The 22,932-nt window shown below is 73.1% G+C and carries 19 protein-coding genes; 4 read left to right on the top strand and 15 right to left on the bottom strand.

Annotated features, from left to right (window positions below; all coding sequences use genetic code 11):
* Positions 1-349: 349 nt before the first annotated feature.
* From BJP25_RS36390 to metG, 3 genes are all read right to left on the bottom strand, one after another.
* Positions 350-1,861 (bottom strand): resuscitation-promoting factor, encoded by a 1,512-nt coding sequence (locus BJP25_RS36390; RefSeq protein ID WP_075978184.1) that lies wholly within the window; start codon positions 1,859-1,861, stop codon positions 350-352.
* Positions 1,862-2,156: 295 nt separating this feature from the next.
* A complete protein-coding gene (locus tag BJP25_RS29085; RefSeq protein WP_075978183.1) occupies positions 2,157-3,017 on the bottom strand; it encodes a TatD family hydrolase in 861 nt (286 codons plus the stop codon).
* A gap of 7 nt (positions 3,018-3,024) precedes the next feature.
* A complete protein-coding gene (gene metG, locus BJP25_RS29080) occupies positions 3,025-4,821 on the bottom strand; it encodes a methionine--tRNA ligase (RefSeq protein WP_075978182.1) in 1,797 nt (598 codons plus the stop codon).
* 338 nt (positions 4,822-5,159) lie between these two features.
* On the opposite strand from metG, the gene BJP25_RS29075 reads away from it, so the two are divergent.
* Positions 5,160-6,263, top strand: a complete 1,104-nt coding sequence (locus BJP25_RS29075) for a YeiH family protein (RefSeq protein ID WP_075978181.1) — start codon at positions 5,160-5,162, stop codon at positions 6,261-6,263.
* Here BJP25_RS29075 and BJP25_RS29070 read toward each other — a convergent pair.
* Positions 6,260-7,195 (bottom strand): DUF4185 domain-containing protein, encoded by a 936-nt coding sequence (locus tag BJP25_RS29070; RefSeq protein WP_075978180.1) that lies wholly within the window; start codon positions 7,193-7,195, stop codon positions 6,260-6,262. The two genes, BJP25_RS29075 and BJP25_RS29070, sit on opposite strands and share 4 nt — an antisense overlap.
* 10 nt (positions 7,196-7,205) lie before the next feature.
* Entirely contained in the window at positions 7,206-8,057 is an 852-nt protein-coding gene (locus tag BJP25_RS29065; protein ID WP_075978179.1) for a helix-turn-helix domain-containing protein, read from the bottom strand.
* Positions 8,058-8,204: 147 nt separating this feature from the next.
* Between BJP25_RS29065 and BJP25_RS29060 the strand changes: the two genes are divergently transcribed.
* Positions 8,205-9,806, top strand: a complete 1,602-nt coding sequence (locus BJP25_RS29060) for a dolichyl-phosphate-mannose--protein mannosyltransferase (RefSeq protein ID WP_075978178.1) — start codon at positions 8,205-8,207, stop codon at positions 9,804-9,806.
* On the opposite strand, the gene BJP25_RS29055 is transcribed toward BJP25_RS29060, so the two are convergent.
* Positions 9,757-10,002, bottom strand: a complete 246-nt coding sequence (locus BJP25_RS29055) for a hypothetical protein (RefSeq protein WP_075978177.1) — start codon at positions 10,000-10,002, stop codon at positions 9,757-9,759. The two genes, BJP25_RS29060 and BJP25_RS29055, sit on opposite strands and share 50 nt — an antisense overlap.
* Before the next feature lie 86 nt (positions 10,003-10,088).
* Here BJP25_RS29055 and BJP25_RS29050 point away from each other — a divergent pair, with 86 nt between their 5' ends.
* Complete coding sequence (locus tag BJP25_RS29050) at positions 10,089-11,039, top strand: helix-turn-helix domain-containing protein (RefSeq protein WP_075978176.1); 951 nt, start codon at positions 10,089-10,091, stop codon at positions 11,037-11,039.
* Between the two features lie 313 nt (positions 11,040-11,352).
* Here the strand turns inward: BJP25_RS29050 and BJP25_RS29045 are convergent, their stop codons facing one another.
* The 3 genes from BJP25_RS29045 to BJP25_RS29035 all read right to left on the bottom strand — a co-directional run bounded on the left by BJP25_RS29045 (position 11,353) and on the right by BJP25_RS29035 (position 14,603).
* Positions 11,353-12,375: a M48 family metalloprotease gene (locus BJP25_RS29045; RefSeq protein WP_233158325.1), complete on the bottom strand. Its 1,023-nt coding sequence runs from the start codon at positions 12,373-12,375 to the stop codon at positions 11,353-11,355.
* 104 nt (positions 12,376-12,479) lie between these two features.
* Positions 12,480-12,692 carry a KTSC domain-containing protein gene (locus BJP25_RS29040; protein ID WP_075978175.1) on the bottom strand — a complete coding sequence of 71 codons (213 nt, stop codon included), beginning with the start codon at positions 12,690-12,692 and terminating at the stop codon, positions 12,480-12,482.
* 24 nt (positions 12,693-12,716) lie between these two features.
* Positions 12,717-14,603, bottom strand: a complete 1,887-nt coding sequence (locus BJP25_RS29035; protein ID WP_075978174.1) for a propionyl-CoA synthetase — start codon at positions 14,601-14,603, stop codon at positions 12,717-12,719.
* Between the two features lie 338 nt (positions 14,604-14,941).
* On the opposite strand from BJP25_RS29035, the gene BJP25_RS29030 reads away from it, so the two are divergent.
* Positions 14,942-16,792, top strand: a complete 1,851-nt coding sequence (locus BJP25_RS29030; protein WP_198943644.1) for a serine/threonine-protein kinase — start codon at positions 14,942-14,944, stop codon at positions 16,790-16,792.
* A gap of 211 nt (positions 16,793-17,003) precedes the next feature.
* Here BJP25_RS29030 and BJP25_RS29025 read toward each other — a convergent pair whose 3' ends face one another.
* From BJP25_RS29025 to exaC, 6 genes are all read right to left on the bottom strand, one after another.
* Entirely contained in the window at positions 17,004-17,810 is an 807-nt protein-coding gene (locus BJP25_RS29025; RefSeq protein WP_075978173.1) for a putative RNA methyltransferase, read from the bottom strand.
* Entirely contained in the window at positions 17,810-19,183 is a 1,374-nt protein-coding gene (locus BJP25_RS29020; RefSeq protein WP_075978172.1) for a dihydrolipoyl dehydrogenase family protein, read from the bottom strand. The genes BJP25_RS29025 and BJP25_RS29020 overlap by 1 nt, the downstream gene beginning before the upstream one ends.
* Positions 19,184-19,195: 12 nt before the next feature.
* On the bottom strand, positions 19,196-20,374 hold the full coding sequence (locus BJP25_RS29015) for a glycosyltransferase 87 family protein (protein ID WP_084794670.1): 1,179 nt from the start codon (positions 20,372-20,374) through the stop codon (positions 19,196-19,198).
* 101 nt (positions 20,375-20,475) lie between these two features.
* Entirely contained in the window at positions 20,476-20,856 is a 381-nt protein-coding gene (gene trxA / locus BJP25_RS29010; protein ID WP_075978171.1) for a thioredoxin, read from the bottom strand.
* Between the two features lie 154 nt (positions 20,857-21,010).
* On the bottom strand, positions 21,011-21,388 hold the full coding sequence (locus BJP25_RS29005; RefSeq protein WP_075978170.1) for a DUF779 domain-containing protein: 378 nt from the start codon (positions 21,386-21,388) through the stop codon (positions 21,011-21,013).
* Positions 21,388-22,911: an acetaldehyde dehydrogenase ExaC gene (exaC, locus tag BJP25_RS29000; protein WP_075978169.1), complete on the bottom strand. Its 1,524-nt coding sequence runs from the start codon at positions 22,909-22,911 to the stop codon at positions 21,388-21,390. The genes BJP25_RS29005 and exaC overlap by 1 nt, the downstream gene beginning before the upstream one ends.
* Positions 22,912-22,932 lie beyond the last annotated feature (21 nt).

The raw sequence follows: 22,932 nt of genomic DNA, 5'->3' as shown, positions 1-22,932 counted from the left end.
CTACACACTCGCGGCCCCCGAGGACAGGCCCCTCACTAGGCCAAGAACCCCCGTCCACACCGAGCCCACTCCACCCGCCCCCACCGCGCCTCAAAATCCCGTCCCCACCGAGCCAAGATCAACTCCACACGCCCCCACGCGTCACCATCCGCAGCCCCCACCCACCCAAGGGGCTCTGGTCCCTTGCGGCCATTCTACCCGCCGACCAGCGCAAACGCCCCGAAAACGATCTCCCTGTGGACAACTCGCCCACCCCCGAGTGACCCCCACCCGAGCGAACAACACCCCCGGAAAAGCGCCGTGCCCGCCCCCGGACGACCGGGTGGCGGGCACGAGGCGACTGCGACGACTACCGGGGCAGCCCCAGCTTCGAGGCGCACGCGGGCCAAGCGCCGTACCCGCCGCGGTTGTCGCGGACCTTGGTGGCGATGGCGATCTGCTGCTCGCGGGTGGCCTGGTGGGGGTAGGCGGCGTACTGGCTGCCGCCGTTGGCGTCCCAGGTGCTCTTGTTGAACTGGAGGCCGCCGTAGTAGCCGTTGCCGCTGTTGATGGCCCAGTTGCCGGTGGCCTCGCAGTGGGCCAGGCGGTCCCACACCTCGCCGTCGCTGATGACCGGCTGCGGGGGCTTCTTGGTGCCGACCTTGACGACCTTGGGCTGGGCGGGCTTGGTCTCCTTGGCGCCGATCTCCTCGCGCTTGGTGACCTTGCCGTCCTTCTCGGTGATCCGGTAGGTCGCGATGCGCTCGCCGGGGACGCCGGGCTCGACGACGACCTCGGTGCCCTTCTCGGCCTCGGGGTCCTCGACCTCCTGCACCGGGGGGGCGATCGGCTCGACCTGGTTGATCACGGTGACGCCGGTGCGGCTGATGCGCACCTCGGCGCCGGAGGCGACCTTGACGTCGGCGCCGGGCAGCAGCGCGTCGTCCGGCCCGAGGGCCAGGCCGCGCTCCTTGAGGAACTCCCCGACGGTGACCGCGGTCGTGCTCACCGGGACGGGGGCGTTGCCGCCGTCGAACAGGGTGATCGACTTCGCGGTCTTGATCTCGACCGACAGGCCCGACAGCGGCACCTCGGCGCCGCCGTCGTGGGAGATCCAGGAGCCCTGCACGGGGGCGTTGGCCTGCTTGAGGGCCTCGCCGACGGTGGTGGCGCGGACCCAGGCCTGGCGCTGCTCGCCGTCGACGGTCATCGTCAGCTGGCGGCCGCGCTGCAGGACGATCTTGCCGTCGTCGCCGATCTCGGCCGACGGGGACGGGCTCACCGTGTCGTGGGAGCCGAGGGCGATGCCCTCCTCCTCCAGCACCTCGCCGACGGTGTCGGCGTAGGTGTTGACGGTGTGCGCCTCGCCGTCGACGTCGACGGTGACGGTGTTGTTCATCGCGATGGCCGCCGCGCCGCCACCGGTCAGGGTGACCAGCACGGCCGCGATCGTGGCCTTGAGGAAGGTCGACTTCCAGCGCTTGACGGCGGCGATGAGGCCGGGGGCCTCCTCCGCGCGCACCTTCTGGCGCTGGTGGACCGTGTCGTCCTCGCTGAGCTCGTCCGGCAGCACGGCCAGGGACGGCAGGACGGTGGTCTCGGCGTTGATGAGCCGGATCAGCTCGTCGACATCGATGCCCGCGGTGGCCATGATCTCGTCGGCCTGCGGGCCCAGGGCGTAGCGCACGTCCTGGTCGGTGATGTTCAGCGAGCCGGAGTAGCCCGAGTCCAGGTCGTAGTCCGGGAACTCCGAGCGCCAGGCGGAGAAGTCCGCCTCGTGCTCGTCGAGCGCGGTCGCGCCGCTGACCGGGGTGAACCAGTCGGTGTCCGCGAAGCCGTCGCGCTCGGGACGGCGGGGGCCGTCGGTATGGATGCCGCTCACAGGGTCGTTTCCTCCAGAAGGCGGGAGCCGCGCTCCGCGGGTGGGGTCAGGTCAGCCGTCGAACCGATGGCCTTCTCCCTCACCGCTCGGGCGCGTTCGCGCTTTCGTTCGTCTCGACGTCCCGCAGTCGCGCCACCCCGACTTCACTGGCGTCCCTCCGGGTGCTCCGCCTCGGGGTCTTCCCCGAGGTGGGTCACGGTCACGGGACAGTAACGAGCCCCGGGAGGTTGCGCAAACACATCCGGCAAGGTTATGAGCCCTGTCACAACACGACCGGAGCAGTTGTGTCGTCCGTTCAACGCAGCGCCTCACAGGTCGAAAGGTCGGATGTTGCGGTGGGCAACCGGAACACGCGCTCAGCGGTCGCTGAGACCGCTCGTGCGAGGTCCGCCACATCCACCCCGCGCAGCTGCGCGAGTCCCCTGATCGTGTAGGCGGCGCAATAGGGCTCGTTCGGCCTGCCGCGGTACGGGTGCGGGGTCAGGAACGGCGCGTCGGTCTCCACGAGCAGCTGCTCCACCGGACAGTGCGCGGCGGCCTCGCGCAGGTCCGCGGAGTTCTTGAACGTGACGGGGCCCGCGAAGGACAGCACGAACCCCTGCTCCAGGCACCGCTCGGCGAAGGCGAGGTCGCCGGAGAAGCAGTGGAACACCACCGTCTCCGGGGCGCCCTCCTCCGCGAGGACCCGCAGCACGTCATCGTGGGCCTGCCGGTCGTGGATCATCAGCGGCTTGCCGACCCGCTTGGCCAGGTCGATGTGCCAGCGGAACGCCTCCTGCTGGGCCGCCGGGGGCGAGTAGTCCCAGTAGTAGTCCAGCCCTGTCTCGCCCACCGCCACGACCCTGGGGCGGGCGGCCAGCGCCTCCAGCTCGGCCTTGTCGGCGTCGGTGAAGGTGGACGTGCGGGTGGGGTGCAGGGCGACCGCGGCCCACACCCGCTCGTCCCACTCGCTCGCGTCGGCGGCCCACCGCGCCGAGGGCAGGTCGTCGGCGACGGTGACCACCCTGGTCACCCCGGCGGCCTGCGCGCGGTCGAGGAGCACCGCCACGTCGGTGGCGTTCTCGGCGCCGCAGGCGTCGAGGTGGGTGTGCGCGTCGACCACCGGCGCCGGGAGGCGCTCCGGCACCGGTGGCCGCTCACCGCGTCGCGGGGTCATCGCCCGGTCACCGCTGCACCGGCGCCCACTCGGGGCCCGTCTCCCCGAGTTCGGGGTCCAGCTTGGCGAACAGCGGGGTGGGCTTGGCCAGGGGCTTGCCCACCTCCACCTCGCGCGGCTCCCAGCGGGCCGCCTCGGCGGCGTAGTCGCCGGTGAGCACCGGGTAGGGCTTGCGGTCGGGCACGTCGAGGTCGTCGACCTCGTGGATCTCCGGCTGCGCCGCCCACACCCCGGTGCCGCCCAGCGCCTCGTGCACCTTCTGCGCCGAGTGCGGCAGGAACGGGGTGAGCAGGGTGTTGGCGTCGGAGACCACCTGCAGCGCGGTGTGCAGGATGGTGTCGCGGCGCTCCGGGTCGTCCTTGCGCTTCCAGGGCTCCTCGTCGGAGAGGTACTTGTTCGCCGCGCCGACCACCCGCATGGCCTCGGTGATCGCCGCCTTGAACCGCGACCGGCGCAGGTTCGCCCCGACGGTGTCGAACGCCGCCCGCGACAGCGCCTTGAGCTGCTCGTCGGCGGCGGTGGGGGCGGTCGGGCGCGGGATGGCGCCCACGTTCTTGTGCGCCATCGACACCGACCGGTTGACCAGGTTGCCCCACTCGTTGGCCAGCTCGAAGTTCGTCCGCCGGACGAACTCCTCCCAGGTGAAGTCGGCGTCCTGGTTCTCCGGGCCCGCGACGGAGATGAAGTAGCGCAGGGTGTCCGGGCCGAACTGCTCCAGGAAGTCGCGGACGTAGATCACCGTGCCGCGCGAGGTGGAGAACTTCGACCCGCTCATCGTCAGGAACTCGCTGGAGACGACCTCGGTGGGCAGGTTGAGCGCGCCGAAGCGGCCCGGCTCGCCGCCGCGGTCGCCCGCGCCGTTCTGCCCGAGCAGCAGCGACGGCCAGATCAGCGAGTGGAAGACGATGTTGTCCTTGCCCATGAAGTAGTAGCCTTGGGCGCTCGGGTCGGTCCACCACCGCTTCCAGGCGTCGGCGTCGCCGCTGCGCCTGGCCCACTCCACCGAGGCGGACAGGTACCCGATCACCGCGTCGAACCAGACGTAAAAGCGCTTCATCGGCGCGTCGCGCCAGCCGTCCAGCGGCACCGGGACGCCCCAGTCCAGGTCGCGGGTGATGGCCCTGGGCCGCATGTCCCGCACGAGGTTCTGGGCGAACTTGAGCACGTTGGGCCGCCACTCGGTGCGGGTGGACAGCCACGAGCCCAGGGTCTCGGCGAAGGCGGGCAGGTCGAGGAACAGGTGCTCGGTCTCGACGAACTTGGGCGTGGCGCCGTCGATGCGCGAGCGCGGGTTCTTCAGGTCCACCGGGTCGAGCTGGTTGCCGCAGTTGTCGCACTGGTCGCCGCGGGCGCCGTCGTAGCCGCAGATCGGGCAGGTGCCCTCGATGTAGCGGTCGGGCAGGGTGCGGCCGGTGTTCGGGTCGATCGCGCCCATCTGGGTCTTGGGCGTGACGTAGCCGTTCTTCCACAGCGCCAGGAACAGGTCCTGCGTGACCTGGTAGTGGTTGCCGGTGGTGGTGCGGGTGAACAGGTCGTAGCCCAGGCCGAGCCCGTGCAGGTCCTCGACGATGACGCGGTTGTACTTGTCGGCGAGCTCGCGGACGCTCATCCCCTCCTTCTCGGCCTGGACCGAGATGGGGGTGCCGTGCTCGTCGGTGCCGCTGACCATGAGGACCTGGTGGCCGGACATGCGCATGTAGCGGGAGAACACGTCCGAGGGAACACCGAACCCGGAGACGTGACCGATGTGGCGGGGCCCGTTGGCGTAGGGCCAGGCCACTGCGGTCAGCACGGAGGCACTCATACCGGAAGCGTAGAGGGGCCGGTCGCGCCGCCGCCGCCGGGTTTCGCGGCCTGTGGACAACCCGGCCCCCTGTGGATGGGTGCGGCGGTCCCGGCGGCGCGCGGCGGTCGGCCCCGGGGCCGCGGCGGGCAGTCCCGGCACCCCCCGATCCCACGGGCTGGAAGCCGGTGACCCGGGAGCAGCGCCCGTTTTACGGTCGGTGCTCCCCTTCGTCCCCCGGAGCGAACGATGAGCGACGAGCCAGGTCGGCGGTTGAACGAGGACTGGTTGGCGGTGGTGGTGGGCCTGGTGCTGTTCGGGCTGACCATCGCGGGCGTGATCACCCCGGGGCTGGTCCCGTGACCGAGGTGCGGCAGGTGCGGCGGCCCGTGCTGTGGGCCGTCGGCGGGGTGGTCGCGGTCGTGGCGCTGTCGGCGGTGGCCCGGTGGCTGTCGGTCGGGGTGCCGGGGTGGACGAAGGGCACCGCCGCCGAGGGGGTCGGCGCGGCGGTCGAGTTCCCCGTGTACGCGATCCTGCTCGGGCTGCTGGGCAACGCCGCGCTGGGCGCCACCGGGCTGCGCGACCGGCTCGCGGGCGGGTTCCGCACCGAGTTCTTCATCAAGACCGGGCTGGTGCTGCTCGGCGCGTCGATCAACCTCACCGTGATCGTCAAGGCCGCCGGTCCCGCGATCGCCCAGTCGCTGCTGCTGATCACCATCGTGTTCGGCTTCTCCTGGTGGCTCGGCGGGCGGCTGGGCCTGGACGAGAAGCTGCGGGCGCTGCTGTCGGCGGCGGTGGCGATCTGCGGGGTCAGCGCGGCGATCGCGGCGGCGGGCGCGGTGCAGGCGAAGAAGGAGCAACTGGCCTACAGCGCCAGCCTGGTGATCGTGTTCGCCCTGCCGTCGATCTTCCTGCTGCCCTGGCTGGCCGGGGTGCTGGGGCTCTCCCCCGCGGTCACCGGGGCGTGGATCGGCGGCAACATCGACACCACCGCCGCGGTCACCGCGGCCGGGTCGCTGGCGGGCGAGGAGTCGCTGCAGCTGGCCGCGATCGTCAAGTCCACGCAGAACGCGCTGCTCGGCGTGGTGGCGGTGGCCCTGACCGCCTACTTCGCGCTGCGCGTCAACAAGGACGCGGACGAGGCCGGGGTGCCGAAGCGGTCGGTGCCGCGCCAGCTGTGGGAGCGGTTCCCCAAGTTCGTCCTCGGGTTCCTGCTGACCTCGGTGCTCGCGACCGTCTACCTCAACTCGGTGCCCGCCGCCGAGGGCAAGGAGACGATCGCGGTGGTCAACGACCTGCGCACGTGGTTCCTGATCCTGGCGTTCGTCTCGATCGGCCTGGAGTTCCGGGCGGCGCCGCTGAAGGAGGCCGGGTGGCGGCCGGTGGGCGTGTTCGCCGCGTCGACCGCGGTGAACGTCCTGGTCGCCCTGGGCCTGGCCGCCGTGCTGTTCGCGGACTTCTAGAGCGGGGTGCGCATCAGGGAGACGTTGTAGGACTCCCACTGCGACATCGTCCAGCGGATGTCCGGGCCGTCGTCGGGGAGCAGGAACCCGCCGTAGAGGCCCGGGTACTCCGCGCCGGTGGCCACGACCTCGCCGGGCGACCACGGGCCGGTCAGCTCGGGGGCGGTGCGCAGCACGATCACCGACCGGGCCTCGTCGAGGTGCATCGCCAGCCACCGGCCCGCGCGGGGGCTGTAGCGCACGGACAGCTCCGCCACCGGGCCCGGGAGCACCGGCCGGGCCAGGAACGGGTCGCGCTCGGCCCACGACGACCCGGTCCAGTACTGGTAGGCGGCCGGTTCCAGCAGGTACGCCGGGTCGACCCGGGCCAGGCAGGCGTCGCCCCAGCGGCCGTTGGGCGTGCCCAGCAGGTGGAGCCAGTCGCCCGCGAGCGCGAAGGCCCCCATCTGGAACGGGTGGTCGTGCTCGGCGCGGTTGACCCACCACGCGCGGCGCGGCTTGTGCCACGTCTCGCCGTCGTCGGTGGAGTGGGCGATGCCCGCGTAGTTGGTGAACCACTTGCCGCGCGCGCCCCAGTTCCGCACGGACATGTAGTGCAGGTAGTGCACGCCGCCGATCTCGATGCCCGAGCACGGGATCACCGTCTCCTCCTCGGAGTCGGCGTCGCGCGCGAGCACCTGCCCGCCGTCGGCGATGACGCGGCTGAAGGCCAGGTCGCCGTCGGCCACCGCGAGGACGTTGCACCGCCAGTCCGGGTCCGTGCGCGGGCCCGCGCCGCTGCCGCCCCAGGCCGGGCCGTAGGTGTCGCCGAAGACGATGAACACCCGGTCCCGCGACGCCCAGCAGATGCCCAGGTCGGTCGCGTGCACCCGGCCCGCGCAGCCGTTGCGGGACCCGTGGCCGGTGATGGTGGCGACCCGTTCGCTGCGCACGCCCGGGACCCTACCCGGGAACCCCCGCCAGCTCCGCGATGAACGCCGTCGACCGCTCCGGGGTCCAGGCGTGCGCGACGATGCGCTGCCAGGCCAGCCGGAACACCTCCACGTCCTCGGGCTCGTCCAGGAACACGCTGCGCGCCCGGTGCTCGGTGTAGGCCACCGTGGGGTCGGCGGGGAAGTCCATCAGCACGAACGAGCCCTCCAGGCCCGGGTGCGCCTCGGTGGCCGCGGGCACCACCTGGAGCACCACGCGCGGGCGGCGGGCCACCTCCAGCAGGTGCCGCAGCTGCCCGAGGTGCACCGCGGGCCCGCCGACCGGCACCCGCAGCGCCCACTCCCCGAGCACGGCGTGCAGCAGGGGCGGGTGCTCGCGGCTGAGCACCGCCTGCCGGGCCAGCCGCGCGGCGACCTTGCCGTCGAGCTCGGCGGGCGAAAGCGGGCCGGGGGCGGTGCCGCGCACCACCGCGCGGGCGAAGTCGGCGGTCTGGAGCAGGCCGGGGACGATCAGCGGTTGGAAGTTGCGCAGCCCGCTCGCCCGGGACTCCCAGTCCACCAGCGCCTGCCACTGCTCGGGCAGCCCCCGTCCGTGCACCTGCGCCCACCCCGGTTCGGCCGCCTGGCGCACCAGCTCCAGGATCTCCACCCGGCGCGGGGCGGGCACCCGGTAGAGCCCGAGCATCGCCTCCACGTCCGGGATGCGCAGGCCGGAGCTGCCGGTCTCCACCCGGCTCACCTTGGCCTGCGACAGGCCCAGCCGGGCCCCCACCTCCCCGGTGGTCAGGCCCGCCTGCTTGCGCAGCCTGCGCAGCTCGCCCGCGACCTGCCGCGACCTGATCGTGGGACGTCCAGGAGGCACCCCGCACCCCGTCTTCGTCGCGCCTACTACCGCCGCACTCCTTGCTACCGCCTCTGAGCAGGGCGAACAACTACACGATCAGTGGATTCCGGGCCGCTCGCGCCGGTCCGACACCAACCGCACACCGCGGCGCCTACCATCCCGGGCGTGAGCGCGCTCCTAGTCGAGGACACCGCCGGTCGGGTCCCCCCGCCGGACCCGGCGCAGTCCCCCGGCGGCACCGAGGGGCCGCGGGAGCGGCTGCTGGGCAGGCCGATGCCCGCCGACCGGCTGCGCGGGTGGCTGGTGACCGCCGTGCTGGGCGTCATCGGCGCCATCGTGCGGTTCCAGAACCTGGGGTCACCGACGGACAACGGCACGCCGGTCTTCGACGAGAAGCACTACACCCCGCAGGCGTGGCAGATGCTGCGCAACGGCGGGTTCGAGGACAACCCCGGCTACGAGCTGACCGTCCACCCGCCGCTGGGCAAGACCATGATCGCCTTCGGCGAGCAGCTGTTCGGCTACTCCGGCTGGGGCTGGCGGTTCACCGCGGCGCTGTGCGGGGCGCTGATGGTCGTGCTGGTGGTGCGCATCGCCCGGCGGCTGACCCGCTCGACGCTGCTCGGCGCGGTCGCGGGCGTGCTGCTGATCTCCGACGGGGTGTCCCACCTCCAGTCCAGGATGGGGATGCTCGACATCTTCCTGGCCTTCTTCGTGCTCGCCGCCTTCGCCTGCGTGCTGGTCGACCGCGACCAGGTGCGGGCGCGGCTGGCCACCGCGGTCGAGCAGGGCTGGGCCACCGAGGACCGGTGGACCACCGGGGTGCGCGGGTGGCTGCTGGCGGGCACCGGGCCCCGGCTGGGCATCCGCTGGTGGCGGCTGGCCGCGGGGGTCCTGCTCGGCCTGGCCTGCGGGGTCAAGTGGTCGGGCATGTACTTCATCGCCGCGTTCGGCCTGCTCACGGTGCTCTGGGACGTGCTGGCCCGGCGCTCGGCCGGGGTGCGCAAGCCGTGGAAGGGCGGGCTGGTCCGCGACACCCTGCCCGGCCTGTGGGCGCTGGTCGCGGTGGCCGCGCTGGCGTACCTGTCGACCTGGTGGGCGTGGTTCGGCTCGGAGACCGGCGTCGACCGGCACCTGGTGGAGACCTACGGGTCGAGCCCGCTGGCGGTGGTCAAGGGCGCCTTCGGGTCGCTGCTGCAGTACCACGACCACGTGCTCGCCTTCCACGAGGACCTCAAGACCAAGCCCGGCCAGCAGCACCCGTGGGAGTCGAAGCCGTGGACGTGGCCGATGGGGCTGCGGCCGATGCTCTACTACTACGAGGGCAGCACCACCGGCTGCGGGGAGACCCGCTGCGTGTCCGCGACGATGCTCATCGGCACCCCGGCGCTGTGGTGGCTGTCGCTGCCGATGCTCGGGTGGAGCCTGTGGCGGGCGGTGTTCCGGCTGGACTGGCGCTTCGCCGCGGTGGCGGTGGCGTACCTGGCGGGCCTGCTGCCGTGGTTCCTCAACCTCGACCGGCAGATGTACTTCTTCTACGCCACGCCGATGGCGGCGTTCCTGGTCCTGGGCATCACGCTGTGCCTGGGGCAGGTGCTCGGCGCCGCGCGCGCCGGGGTGGAGCGGCGCGGCACCGGGCTGCTGCTGGTGGCGCTGTACGTCGGGGCCGTGGTGGCCAACTTCGCCTGGCTGTGGCCGGTGCTCAACGGCGACCCGATCACCGAGAGCCGGTGGCAGGCCGAGCTGTGGCTGCCGTCCTGGCGCTGACCGGGCGGCGGTGGGCGGGCGCGGGCGGCGCGGGCCGGGGCTCGCGGCTGCGCAGCTCGGCCACCACGCGGGCGGTGTCGCGGTCCTCCAGGTGGGTCGGGCCCGCCAGCGGCGCGCGGGTGAGGTCGGTGTCCGCGCGGCTGAGCAGCCACAGGACCAGGGCGAACAGGGCGAGGGAGAGCAGTACCGGAGTCATGGCAGCAATGCTCCGCTGAATCAAATACTGCCACCAGTGGCAGGACCGACCTTGCCCCGCAAAATCCTGCCACCTACGCTGTCGGCATGCTCCGCTCCGCCGCCGCCCTGCTCATCGACGACTTCGCCGCGTTCGAGTTCGGCGTGCTCTGCGAGGTCTTCGGCATCGACCGCCGCGACGAGGGCGTCCCGCTGGTCGACTTCCGCGTGGTCGGGGAGGTCCCGGGCGCCCCCCTGCGCACCACCGGCGGCCTGCGGGTGGTCCCGGACCTGGGGCTGGACGCGCTGGCGGACGTCGACCTGATCGGCGTGCCCGCCGCCACCGTCCGCGACGAGTACCCACCCGCGGTCCTCGACGCCCTGCGCCGCGCGCACGCCCGGGGCGCCACCCTGCTGTCGGTGTGCAGCGGCGCCTTCGTCCTCGGCGCCGCGGGCCTGCTCGACGGCCTGGCCTGCACGACCCACTGGCGCCACGCCGCCGAACTGGCCGACCGCTTCCCCGCCGCCGCCATCGACCCGGACGTCCTGTTCGTCGACGCGGGCAGCATCATCACCAGCGCGGGCACCGCCGCGGGCATCGACGCCTGCCTGCACCTGGTCCGCCGCGAGATCGGCTCCGCGGCCGCCACCACCATCGCCCGCCGCATGGTCGTCCCCCCGCAGCGCGACGGCGGCCAGCGCCAGTTCATCGACCTCCCCGTCCCGGAGTGCCACGCCGAGAGCCTCGCCCCCGTCCTCACGTGGCTCCAGCAGAACCTGCGCACTCCCCACACCGTCGCCGACCTCGCCAAGCGCGCCACCATGTCCGAACGCACCTTCGCCCGCCGCTTCGTCGCCGAGACCGGCACCACCCCCCTCAAGTGGCTCACCACCCAACGCGTCCTCCACGCCCGCCGCCTCCTGGAGGACACCGCCCTCACACTCGACGAGGTCGCCGACCACACCGGCTTCGGCACCGCCGCCCTCATGCGCCACCACTTCCAGAAGCACGTCGGCGTGGCCCCCCAGGAATACCGCCGCACCTTCGCCCTCCGCTAACCCCCATCACCAACAGCCCGCTCCCCAATCCCACCCCTCGGCCTTTCCCCCAACGCAAACCCCACGCAGCAGGAAGCCCGGCCAAGCCCCTGCTCGATGGGGTGGTTGTGCTTGGTCGGGGGAGGCGATCATGTGCTACCCAACGGGACGGGCGGGCGTCTTTCCAGCCCGCCTTTTCCCCGCCCGCAGCACATGATCGCCGTAGGGGCCCCGACCAAGCGCAACCACCGCATCGAGCCCGCCCCCCGAATCCCGGGAAGATCGGGCGAAGCCCGATGCTCAACACCGAAGCCGAAGGCGAGCCGACCCCTCGTCACCCCCGCAGACGACGAACCCGGTCCACCGCCGCGGGGTGCGACGCCAACACGCGCGCCCGCCAGGTCCGCTTCTCCCCGCCGGACCCCGCGACCCACCCCTTCAACAAGTCCTGCAACGCCACCCCGTACCCCAGCGACGCGGCGGCCTGGTCAGCCCGGTACTCCCCCGCCCGCGCCACGGCCGCCATCACCGGCGCCATGACCGGGATCAGCAGCAGCCACGGGTTGAGGAACACCACGGCCGCGGCCAGCAGCAGCACCAGCAGCACCGAGGCGAGCGCCACGGCCGCCCCGCCGTGCCGGGAGAACGACCGCCCCACGGCCAGGATGCCCTTGGCCACCAGCCCCACCAGCAGGATCGCGCCGCGGGCGGGCAGCGAGTACCACCAGCCCAGCAGCGACACCCGCGCGTGCCCGTGCACGTGGTGGCCCAGCTCGTGCGCCAGCACGGCCTCCAGCATCGGCGGCGGCAGCTCCAGCGCCCGGCGGGTGACGGCCACGGTCCGCCCGCCCGCGGCGAAGGCGTTCAGCCCCTGCGAGCCCTCGATCCACAGCCGGTAGCGGTCCGGGTTGACCCCGGCGGTCCGGCACACCGACTGCCACGCGGGCTCCAGCCGCTGCAGGTCGCGGGCGGAGGGCTCGCGCATCGAGAACAGCCTGCGCGCGAGCAGCGAGTCGAACGCGGGGATGAGGACGACCGCGCCCGACACCACCCACAGCACCGGGATGACCCAGGCCTGCGCGGGCCAGGCGATCGATCCGATGAGCGCCATCACCACCAGGCTGCTGATCGACGCCGGGACCATCAGCGCCAACCCGAGGTAGGCGGCCAGGTCGGGGCCGCGGCGCTGCTCGACCGGGAGCACCTTGGTGCGCGGCCTGCGGATGCGCGGGACGGCGTCGGGGTCGATGCCGAGCTGGGTGGGGGCCTCGGGGTCGGGCGCGTCGAACGGCCCGCGCGGCGGGCGGGGGCGCGGTGCGCGGGGGTCTCGTCCGTCCTGCGGGGGTCGCGTGTCCACCTCGGGTCCTCGCCTCGGCCCTTCACTGCTCGTCGGGTCGCCGTCCACCCCAGGGTGCCCGGGGAACGGCCCGGCTGTCCACCGAGCCGGGTCCGGGGGTGGGCTCAGCGCACCTTCTCCTCGGTGAACCGGTCGCGGACCTCCTCGTTGAAGAAGGTGCCGCAGCTGTCCGCGGAGGCGAACCGCCAGTACAGCTGCTTGGGCACGTCGAGGTAGCGGTAGACCCGCCCGCTGTGGAACTCCACCTCCAGCGTGCCGGTCGTCGCGTCGTAGGCGATCGAGGCGATCACCGTCGAGTCGACCTGCCTGCGGTGCACCGGGCACCTCCGTCCGGGTCGGCGTCACGGCGTGGGGCCGCCGCGCAGCACGCCGCGCAGCGCGTCGAGCACGGCCGGGTCCTCGATGGTGGAGGGCACCGGCTCGTCGCGGCCGTCGGCGATCGAGCGCATCGTCTTGCGCAGGATCTTGCCCGACCTGGTCTTGGGCAGCCCGTCGACGACGGAGACGTCCCGGAACGCGGCCACCGCCCCGATCTCCCGCCGCACCGCGGCCACCAGCTCCGCGCGCAGCTGCTCCCGGTCGACCTCCACCCCGGCCTTGAGCACCACGAACCCGCGCGGCAGCTGCCCCTTGAGCTGGTCGTGCACGCCGATCACCGCGCACTCGGCCACCGCGGGGTGCGCGGCCAGCACGGCCTCCATCGACCCGGTGGACAGCCGGTGGCCCGCGACGTTGATCACGTCGTCGGTGCGGCCCATGACGAAGACGTACCCGTCCTCGTCGATGAACCCGCCGTCGCCGGTGAGGTAGTACCCGTCGAACGCGCTGAGGTACGACTCGCGGAAGCGCTGGTCGTCGCCCCACAGCGTCGGCAGCGCGCCCGGCGGCAGGGGCAGCGTGACGACGATGGCGCCCTCCTCGCCCGCGGGCAGCTCGGCGCCGGACGCGTCGAGCACCCGCACGTCGTAGCCGGGCACCGGCACGCTCGGCGACCCCGGCTTGAGCGGCAGCGGCTCCAGCCCGCGCGGGTTCGCGCAGATCGGCCACCCCGTCTCGGTCTGCCACCAGTGGTCGACCACCGGCACCCCCAGCTTCTCCGAGGCCCAGTGGTAGGTCTCCGGGTCCAGCCGCTCCCCGGCGAGGAACAGCGCCTGGAACCCGCCCAGGTCGTGGTTGCCCAGTTCGGCGGCCTCCGGGTCGACCCGCTTGATGGCCCGGAACGCGGTGGGGGCGGTGAACAGCACCTTGGCGCCGGTCTCGGAGATCACCCGCCAGAAGGCGCCCGCGTCCGGGGTGCCGACCGGCTTGCCCTCGTAGAGCACCGTCGTCGCCCCGGCCAGCAGCGGGCCGTAGACGATGTAGGAGTGGCCGACGACCCAGCCCACGTCGGAGGCCGTCCACATCACCTCACCGGCCCCGACGTCGTAGACGTTGGCCATCGACCAGGCCAGCGCGACCGCGTGCCCGCCGTTGTCGCGCACGACGCCCTTGGGCTTGCCGGTGGTCCCGGAGGTGTAGAGGACGTAGAGCGGGTCGGTGGCCGCGACCGGGACGCAGCCGACCGGGGTGGCCCTCGCCATCGCCTCGTCCCAGTCCAGGTCGCCGGGCAGCGGCTCGGTCCTGGCCTGCTCGCGCTGGAGCAGCACCACCCGCTCGGGCTGGTGCTCGGTGAGCTCCAGCGCCGCGGTGATGATCGGCCGGTACTCCACGACCCTGGTGGGCTCGACCCCGCAGGTCGCGGCCACGACGACCTTGGGCTTGGCGTCCTCGACGCGCCCGGCCAGCTCGCGCGGGGCGAACCCGCCGAAGACCACCGAGTGCACCGCGCCCAGCCGCGCGCAGGCCAGCATGGCGACCACGGCCTGCGGCACCATCGGCATGTAGACCACGACCCGGTCGCCCTTGACCACGCCCAGGCCCTGCAGCACCCCGGCGAACCGCGCGACCTGGTCCAGCAGCTCGGCGTAGGTGAACCGGGCTTTGGCGCCGGTCACGGGCGAGTCGTAGACCAGCGCCACCTGGTCGCCGCGACCGGCGGCGACGTGCCGGTCCAGGGCGTTGTGGCAGGTGTTGAGCACCCCGTCGGGGAACCAGCGGTAGAAGGGCGCGGCCGAGGCGTCGAGCGCCGTGGTGGGCGGCCGGTCCCAGTCGACCGCCCGCGCCGCCTCCAGCCAGAACCCCTCGGGGTCGGCCAGGCTCCGCCGGTGCGCTTCCGCGTACCCGCCCATGGGGACCTCCCGCTCACGCCGTCGTGACCCGGTCCGGGGACCGGGCGCCCGCGGGCTCCGCACCGGGGCCTGTTCGATACCTTGCCACCGGGATCAACCCCGTGACCGGGGTCGACCTCGCTGGTACCGACCCTGCCACCGGCGCGGGCCGCGCGCCCACCCCCGGCGCGGGCCTGTGGACAAGTCGGCGGAACCCGGGTGGGCCGTCCGGCGTCCTGTGGACAACGGGGTGCCGAACGGCGCGATCCGGTCACAGGTCGACATACCCTGGGACGTGGACCACGGCGCCCTGCTCGGATGGGCGGGACGACCGCACGAGAGAGGAGCTGGTGGACGCGGTGCTGGAACTAGCGGCTTCGCTGCTGTCCCTCGCGCACAGCATCTTCGGCCCCGGGCTGTGCCCGGGCGACTGGGTGTGGGCGACCGCGACGGCCGGTGCGCTGGTGGCGCTGCTGCCGGTGCTCGCCTCGCTGGCGATCGCGCTGGTCCGCAAGGGCACCGGCAACACCTACAACCCGGTGACCCTCGGCGTGTTCGGCGGCATCGGGTTCGTGGTGGTCTTCCTGTTCCCGTGGCTGCTGTTCAACGGCGTCAACGCCGTGTTCGGCGCCATCCACCGGGGTGAGCCGGTGCCGCTGACGCAGGCCGAGCTGGCCTCGTTCGGCGAGGAGCAGTGCATCGGCTCGCAGGCGGAGTACCTCGGCGGCCGCGCCAACGCCTACGAGGTGCTGTTCTACCCGCACGAGGCGCTGCCGATGTACCTGCTGCGGCTGGCCGTGCTGGTCGCCCTGCCGGTGCTCTGCGCGCTGTTCGTCTGGCTCCAGGCCCGGGCCGCGTTCCGCCGCGGCCCGATGTGGCCGAGCCGGTTCGTGTGGATCCCGTTCGCGCTGCTCGTGGTCGCCAGCCTGCCGGTGGAGGCCAACACCCTGGCCTACCTGTGGGGCGGGTTCCTGCCGATCAGCGTGCTGGGCCTGATCCCGGTCTACGTCATCGGCGCGCCCAGCTGGTCGACCATCGAGCAGCAGTACAAGGCGGCCGGGCAGGACTCCCCGGAGCGCTCCGGCAGGCAGTCGGGCCAGCCGCCCTACCAGCCGCCGCGCCAGCAGCAGCCGGTGCAGAAGTACGTGCCGCCGCCGCAGCAGTCGGTGCGCCGCCCCCCGCCCTACCAGCCCCCCACCGGTCAGCCCCCGCGCCCGCCGGTGCCCCCGACCAGGGCCGAGCCGCAGCCCGACCGCGCCGCCCTGGCCCGGTTGGCCGCCGACCCGGGCCCGCTGCCGTTCACCCCGCGCGGCCAGCAGCCCCCACCCCCGCCGATCAAGCCCTCCGGCGGTCGGTTCCGCCGCGTCCGCCAGCTGGGCGCGGGCGGCTTCGGCACGGTGTGGCTGTGCGTGGACACCCAGCTCGACCGCACGGTCGCGGTGAAGATGGCGCACGCCCCCGACGCCGAGACCGAGGAGCGGATGCTGCGCGAGGCCCGCGCGCTGGCCGCGGTGCACCACCCCAACTGCGTGCGCGTGTACGACATCGTCTCCGAGCACGACGGCCTCGGCCTGGTCATGGAGTACATCGAGGGCCAGCCCCTGGCCGACCGCGTCACCAAGGGCGGCCCGCTCGACGACGTCGCCGCCGCCCGCCTCTGGATCACCATGGCGGGCGCCCTGTCCGCCGCCCACGCCAAGGGCGTCCTGCACCGCGACGTGAAGCCCTCCAACGTCATCATCGACCCGGAGGGCAACGCCCACCTGATCGACTTCGGCATCGCCCGCTCCAAGGGCGACTCCACCCTCACCGCCACCGGCATGATGGTCGGCACCCCCGACTTCCTCGCCTCCGAGACCGCCGCGGGCGCCAACGCCACCCCCTCCTCCGACGCCTGGCAGCTGGCCGCCACCGTCAGCTACGCCCTCACCGGCCACCCCCCGCGGGGCACCCGCGAGAACGCCATGCAAGCCCTCATGGCCGCCGCCAAGGGCGACCCCCTCACCCAACTCCCCCTCGGCAGCGCCCACCGCCGCCTCCTCACCGCCTCCCTCGACGCCGACCCCGCCCACCGCCCCACCCTCAAGGCCGTCGCCCGAGACCTCAGCGACTGGCTCGCCCGGGAAGGCCACACCGAAACTGGCCCCGTCACCCAGATAGTCCGCCGCAAGGACATCGACGAGGCCGACCGCACCAAGCCCATGCGCTGACCCCAGGGTCACCCCCACCCAGCCGCGCTTCCCACCCCGCGGCTCTTCCCCCACCCAACAGCCACTCCTCCCGAGCACCCGGCCACCCCGCCAACTCGCTCCCCAAAGAACCGGAGCACGACGCAACCAGCCCCAAAATCCCGAATCTTCTGCTCTGCACTGGACCCTCTGCACAAGCAGAGACCCCTCGGCAGTAGCGCCCCAGCGCCAGCTACCCCGCCTTCCGATACACCGTCACACCCACCGACGCGGTCACCGCCACCTCGTCCCCCACCGCCCCCACCTCCACCCCGTGGAACGCGCTGGGCCCCATCCCCACCAACGCCCCCACCTCCCCCGCCGTCAACCGCATCGGGAACTCCACCAACTCCTCCCCCACCACCTCGAACAACCCAGCCAGCTTCGCGTCGATCCCCTCCCGCTTGCCCTCCCCCACCTTCAGCAGCCCCAACGCCCCCACCAGCTCCCCGAGGTGCCGCGGCGTGGGCGCCACCACCGCCAGCACCCCGTCCGCCCCCAGCACCCGGTGCAGTTCCGGGGCGTTGCGCGGCGCGAACACGTTCAGCGCCAGCCCCGCGCACCCGCTCCGCACGGGCAGCGGCTGCCACGCGTCGCACACCACCGCGCCCACGCGCGGGTGGGCGCGGGCCGCCCGGCGGAGGGCGTGCTTGGACACGTCCAGCGCCAACCCCACCCGGTCGGGCAAGGACTCCAGCACCGTGGACAGGTAGTAGCCCGTCCCCGCCCCCAGGTCGACCACGCACCCCTCGCCGGGGGTCACCCGGGTGAGCGCCGAGGCGATCGGGGCGTAGTGGCCCGCGCCGAGGAAGTCGACGCGGGCGGCCACCATCTCCGGGGTGTCACCGGTGAAGGGGGCCGCGCCGCGCAGGAGGCTGACGTAGCCCTGGCGGGCGATGTCGAAGGAGTGGTGGGCGGGGCAGCGCAGGGTGCGGTCGGTGAGGGTGAGGTCCGCGCCGCAGTGGGGGCAGGTGAGGAGGGGGACGGCGGCGGCGAGCATCAGGAGCGCAGGTCCGCCAAGGCCGATTCGATGGCGCGGTGGAAGGTGGGGTAGGCGAAGATCATGCCGCGCAGGGTGTCCACCGGGACCTCGCCGTGGACGGCCACGGCCAGCGCGCCCAGGACCTCGCCGCCGCCGGGGCCCATCGCGGTGGCGCCGACGAGCACGCCGCGGTCGGCGTCCTCGACGAGCTTGATCAGGCCCTCGTTGCCGAGCTTGTGGATGAAGCCGCGCGAGGACGCCGGGATCTGCGTGGTGCCGGTGCGCACGGTCAGGCCCGCCTCGCGCGCCTGGGCCTCGGTGAGCCCGACCGCGCCGACCTCGGGGTCGGTGAAGGTGACGCGGGGGACGGCGCGGTAGTCGGCCTTGGTGTCCTGCCCCAGGATGTCGTCGCCCGCGATGGCGGCCTGGTACATCGACATGTGGGTGAAGGCGCCCTTGCCCGCGATGTCCCCGATGGCCCACAGGCCCTCGGCGGCGCGCATGCGGTCGTCGACGGTCGGGCCCTTGGCCGACTCGTCCAGGCCGTACACGCCCAGGCCCAGGGCGGCCATGTCGGTCTTGCGGCCCGCGGCGACCAGGACCGTGGCGGCGGTGACGGGCTCGCCACCGTCGATGTCGAGGGTCACCGAACCGTCGTGGTGGGTCGCGCGGGTGATCTTGACCCCGGTGCGGACGTCGACGCCGTCGGCGCGCAGGCGCTCCGCGAGCAGCTCGCCCGCCTCCGGCTCGTCCTGCGGCAGCAGCCGGGCGTTGGACTGCAACAGGGTGACCTGGGCGCCGAAGCGGGCGAAGACCTGGGCGAACTCGCAGCCGACCGGCCCGCCGCCGATGACGACCAGCGACTCGGGCACCGCCAGGGCCTGCACGGCCTCCCGGTTGGTCCACACGGGCCCGTCGGCTAGGCCCGGGATGGGCGGCACGGCCGGGGCGGTGCCGGTGTTGAGCACGATGCCCTTGGTGGCGGTGACGACGGTGGTGCCGTCGGGGCCGGTGACGGTCAGCTCACCCGTTCCGGTGATCTTTCCCGTGCCGCGCAGGAACCGCGCCCCCGAGCCGACGAGCCGGTCGACCGCGGCCTGGTCGTCCCAGTCGGCGGTGGCCTCGTCGCGGATGCGCCCGGCGACCGGCGCCCAGTCCGGGCTGACGCTCACGGTGCCCGCCAGCTGCCCGGCCCGGCGCGCCTCGGCCAGCGCGTCCGCCGCCCGGATCATGATCTTGGTGGGCACGCAGGCGTAGTACGGGCACTCCCCGCCGACCAGCCGCTCCTCGACGCCGACGACGGACAGCCCCGCCTCCGCCAGCCGCGCCGCGAGCGCCTCGCCGCCCGGCCCGAGTCCCACGACTGCCACGTCCACGGTCAGCTCGGCCATGCGCCCACTCCTTCACCCGGTGTCGGCCCCCACCTCACCACGCCGGGACCGGCGGCACAGCACCAGGGTGGCCACCGCGGGCACCAGCGCGAGTCCGATCAGGACATAGGCGTTGCCGAGCAGCAGCTGCCACCCGTGCCAGGTCAGCTCCACCTTCGCCCCGCTGGGGGTGAGCGCGTACTCCCACCCGGTGAACAGGGCCGCGAGCGGTGCCAGCAGCAGCGGGTGCCCGCGCCGCACGAGCCACCCGGCCAGCGGGACCAGCCACACCCAGTGGTGGGTCCAGCTGACCGGGCTCACCAGCAGCCCGGCGAACGCGGTCACCAGCAGCGCGCCGAGGGCGTCCCCACCGCGCTCCAGCACGCGCACCGCCGCCGCGGCGAGCGCCAGCACGACCGCGCTGACGGCCAGCCACACCGGCAGGGCCGGGCCGCCCTCGCCGGTGAGCCGCTGGAGCAGCCCGTTCACCGACTGGTTGCCGATCCAGGAGTTGGTGGTGGCGTCGTTGCCGTCGACGAGCGCGTCGGTCCAGAACGACCAGGTGTCGCCGGGCAGCGCGAGCGCGGCGAGCAGGTTGAGCCCGGCGAAGGTGGCCAGCGCCCGGCCGGCGTCCGCCCACCGCCGGGTCAGCGCCAGGTGCGCGACGAAGATCAGCGGGGTGAGCTTGACCGCCGCGGCCACCCCGGTGAGCACCCCGGCGGCGGGCCTGCCGCGCAGCACGAGCACGTCGACGGCCACCAGCGCGGCCAGCGGCAGGTTGACCTGGCCCAGCGCGAGCGAGCGCCACACCGGCTCCAGCACCACGGCGACGGCGGCGACCAGCGCCACCTGCCACGCGGCGGTGCCGCGCGGCAGGCTCACCAGCAGCAGCACCGCCAGGGAGGCCAGCGACAGCCCGGCCAGCAGCGCCCAGCCGAGCTGCGCGGGCACGAGGGTCAGCGGGGTGAACAGGATCGCCGCGATGGGCGGGTAGGTGAACGGCAGCGCGGGCGCCCACGGCTCACCGGTGGTCAGCGGCGCGTACAGCGGTTGGCCGCGCAGGTAGGTCAGCGCGCCCGCCCGGTAGATCGAGCTGTCCACGCCGAGCCCGCGGCCGGTCAGCCACGCGTGCGTGGCGAACCCGACGAGGGCCACCGCCACGACGGCGACGACGCCCGGCCGGAGCAGCCGTCGACCGATGGCGTCCCCCATGCCGCCCACCCTAGGACCTGCCGGGCGCACCCCGGACGCGGAGCAGCCCCCGACCGGCCGGTCGGGGGCTGCCGCGTGGTGGGAGCGGTGGTCCGCGGGGGCTACTCGGCCTGCTCGGCGGCGGCCTGCGCCTCCGCGACCTTGGCCTTGACCTCGGCCATGTCGACGGCCTTGACCTGGGTGATCAGGTCCTCCAGCGCGGGCGCGGGCAGCGCGCCCGGCTGCTGGTAGAGCACCACGCCCTCGCGCACGGCCATCACCGTCGGGATCGAGGAGATGCCGAAGGCCTGGGCCAGCGCCTGCTGGGCCTCGGTGTCGACCTTGGCGAACACCACGTCGGCGTGCTTGTCCGAGGCGGCGTCGAAGACCGGGGCGAACTGGCGGCACGGGCCGCACCAGGACGCCCAGAAGTCCACGAGCACGGTGTCGCCACCGCCCACGACCTCGTCGAAGTTCTCGGTGGTCAGCTCGACCGTTGCCACTGGGGCCTCCTCGTGTCGGTGCCTTGCACCCACCTCAACGAACGTGCCCGCCGGGTAATTCCCCGGCCCGCGTTCCCACCAGCGCCGCACGCGCCCGCGCGGGTGCCCCGGTGCGGTGGTCGGTGCGCCCCAACCGAGCCGCACCGGGGCGGTCTCACAGCAGCGACAGCTCCCGCATCTCGTCCTCGGTGAGCAGCCGCGACCTGATCAGGAACCGCACGCCCTCGGGTGCCTCCAGGGAGAAGCCGGAGCCCCGCCCCTTCACCACGTCGACGGTGAGCGCGGTGTGCTTCCAGTACTCGAACTGCGACGCCGACATCCAGAAGGGCACCTTCTCCGCCACGCCCTCCACCGCCAGCTCGCCCAGCAGCACGTCCGAGCCGCCCGTGCGGAACTCCCCCGCCGGGTAGCACATCGGCGCGCTGCCGTCGCAGCACCCGCCGGACTGGTGGAACATCAGCGGCCCGTGGGACTCCCGGAGGCGGCGGAGCAGCTCAGCCGCCTCCGGGGTGTAGGTGACCCGGTCGACCATCAGAAGAACCCGAGGGCGTTGTCCGAGTAGCTGACCAGCAGGTTCTTGGTCTGCTGGTAGTGGTCGAGCATCATCTTGTGGTTCTCCCGGCCGATGCCGGACTGCTTGTAGCCGCCGAAGGCCGCGTGCGCGGGGTAGGCGTGGTAGTTGTTCACCCACACCCGGCCCGCCTGGATCTCCCGGCCCGCCTTGTACGCGGTGTTGCCGTTGCGCGACCACACCCCGGCGCCGAGGCCGTAGAGGGTGTCGTTGGCGATCTTGATGGCGTCGGCGTAGTCGTCGAACCGGGTGACCGAGACGACCGGGCCGAAGATCTCCTCCTGGAAGATCCGCATCTTGTTGTCGCCCTCGAAGATGGTGGGCTGGACGTAGTAGCCCCCCGCGAGGTCGCCGTCGAGCTCGGCCCGCGCGCCGCCGGTGAGCACCTTGGCGCCCTCCTGCTTGCCGATGTCGATGTAGGACAGGATCTTCTCCAGCTGGTCGTTGGAGGCCTGCGCGCCCATCGTGGTGGCGGTGTCGAGCGGGTTGCCCTGCTTGATCGCCTCGGTGCGCTTGGTGACGTCGGCGAGGAACTGGTCGTAGATGCCGGACTGGATGAGCGCCCGCGACGGGCAGGTGCAGACCTCGCCCTGGTTGAGGGCGAACATCGTGAAGCCCTCCTGCGCCTTGTCGTAGAAGGCGTCGTTGGCGGCCGCCACGTCGTCGAAGAAGATGTTGGGGCTCTTGCCGCCGAGCTCCAGGGTCACCGGGATGATGTTCTCCGAGGCGTACTGCATGATCAGCCGCCCGGTCGTCGTCTCCCCCGTGAAGGCGATTTTGCGGATCCGCGGCGAGGACGCCAGCGGCTTGCCCGCCTCCACGCCGAAGCCGTTGACGACGTTGAGCACGCCCGCGGGCAGCAGGTCGCCGATGAACGACAGCAGCACGTGGATCGAGGCCGGGGTCTGCTCGGCGGGCTTGAGCACCACCGCGTTGCCCGCGGCCAGCGCCGGGGCGAGCTTCCACACCGCCATGAGGATGGGGAAGTTCCACGGGATGATCTGCCCGACCACGCCCAGCGGCTCGTGGAAGTGGTAGGCGATCAGCCCGTCCTCGATCTCGGAGATCCCGCCCTCCTGCCCGCGCACGGCACCGGCGAAGTAGCGGAAGTGGTCGATGGCCAGCGGGATGTCGGCGGCCAACGTCTCGCGCACGGCCTTGCCGTTGTCCCAGGTCTCGGCCACCGCGAGGGCCTCGAGGTTCTCCTCCATCCGGTCGGCGATCTTGTTGAGGATGTTCGCCCGCTCCGCCGCCGAGGTCCGGCCCCACGCCGCCGCGGCGCCGTGCGCGGCGTCGAGCGCCTTCTCGACGTCCTCGGCGGTGCCCCGGGCGACCTCGCAGAACACCTGGCCGGTGACCGGGGACGGGTTCTCGAAGTACTGCCCCTTCGCGGGCGGCACGTACTCCCCGCCGATGTAGTGGTCGTACCTCGCCTCGAAGCTGACGACGCTGCCGTCCGCCCCGGGGACCGCGAAGGTGCTCATCCAAGCCTCCCGCATCAGTGG

The sequence above is a fragment of the Actinokineospora bangkokensis genome, from assembly GCF_001940455.1.
GTDB lineage: Bacteria > Actinomycetota > Actinomycetes > Mycobacteriales > Pseudonocardiaceae > Actinokineospora > Actinokineospora bangkokensis.
Note: the sequence above shows the minus strand (reverse complement) of the source record. Positions and strands in the feature narration are given on the sequence as shown.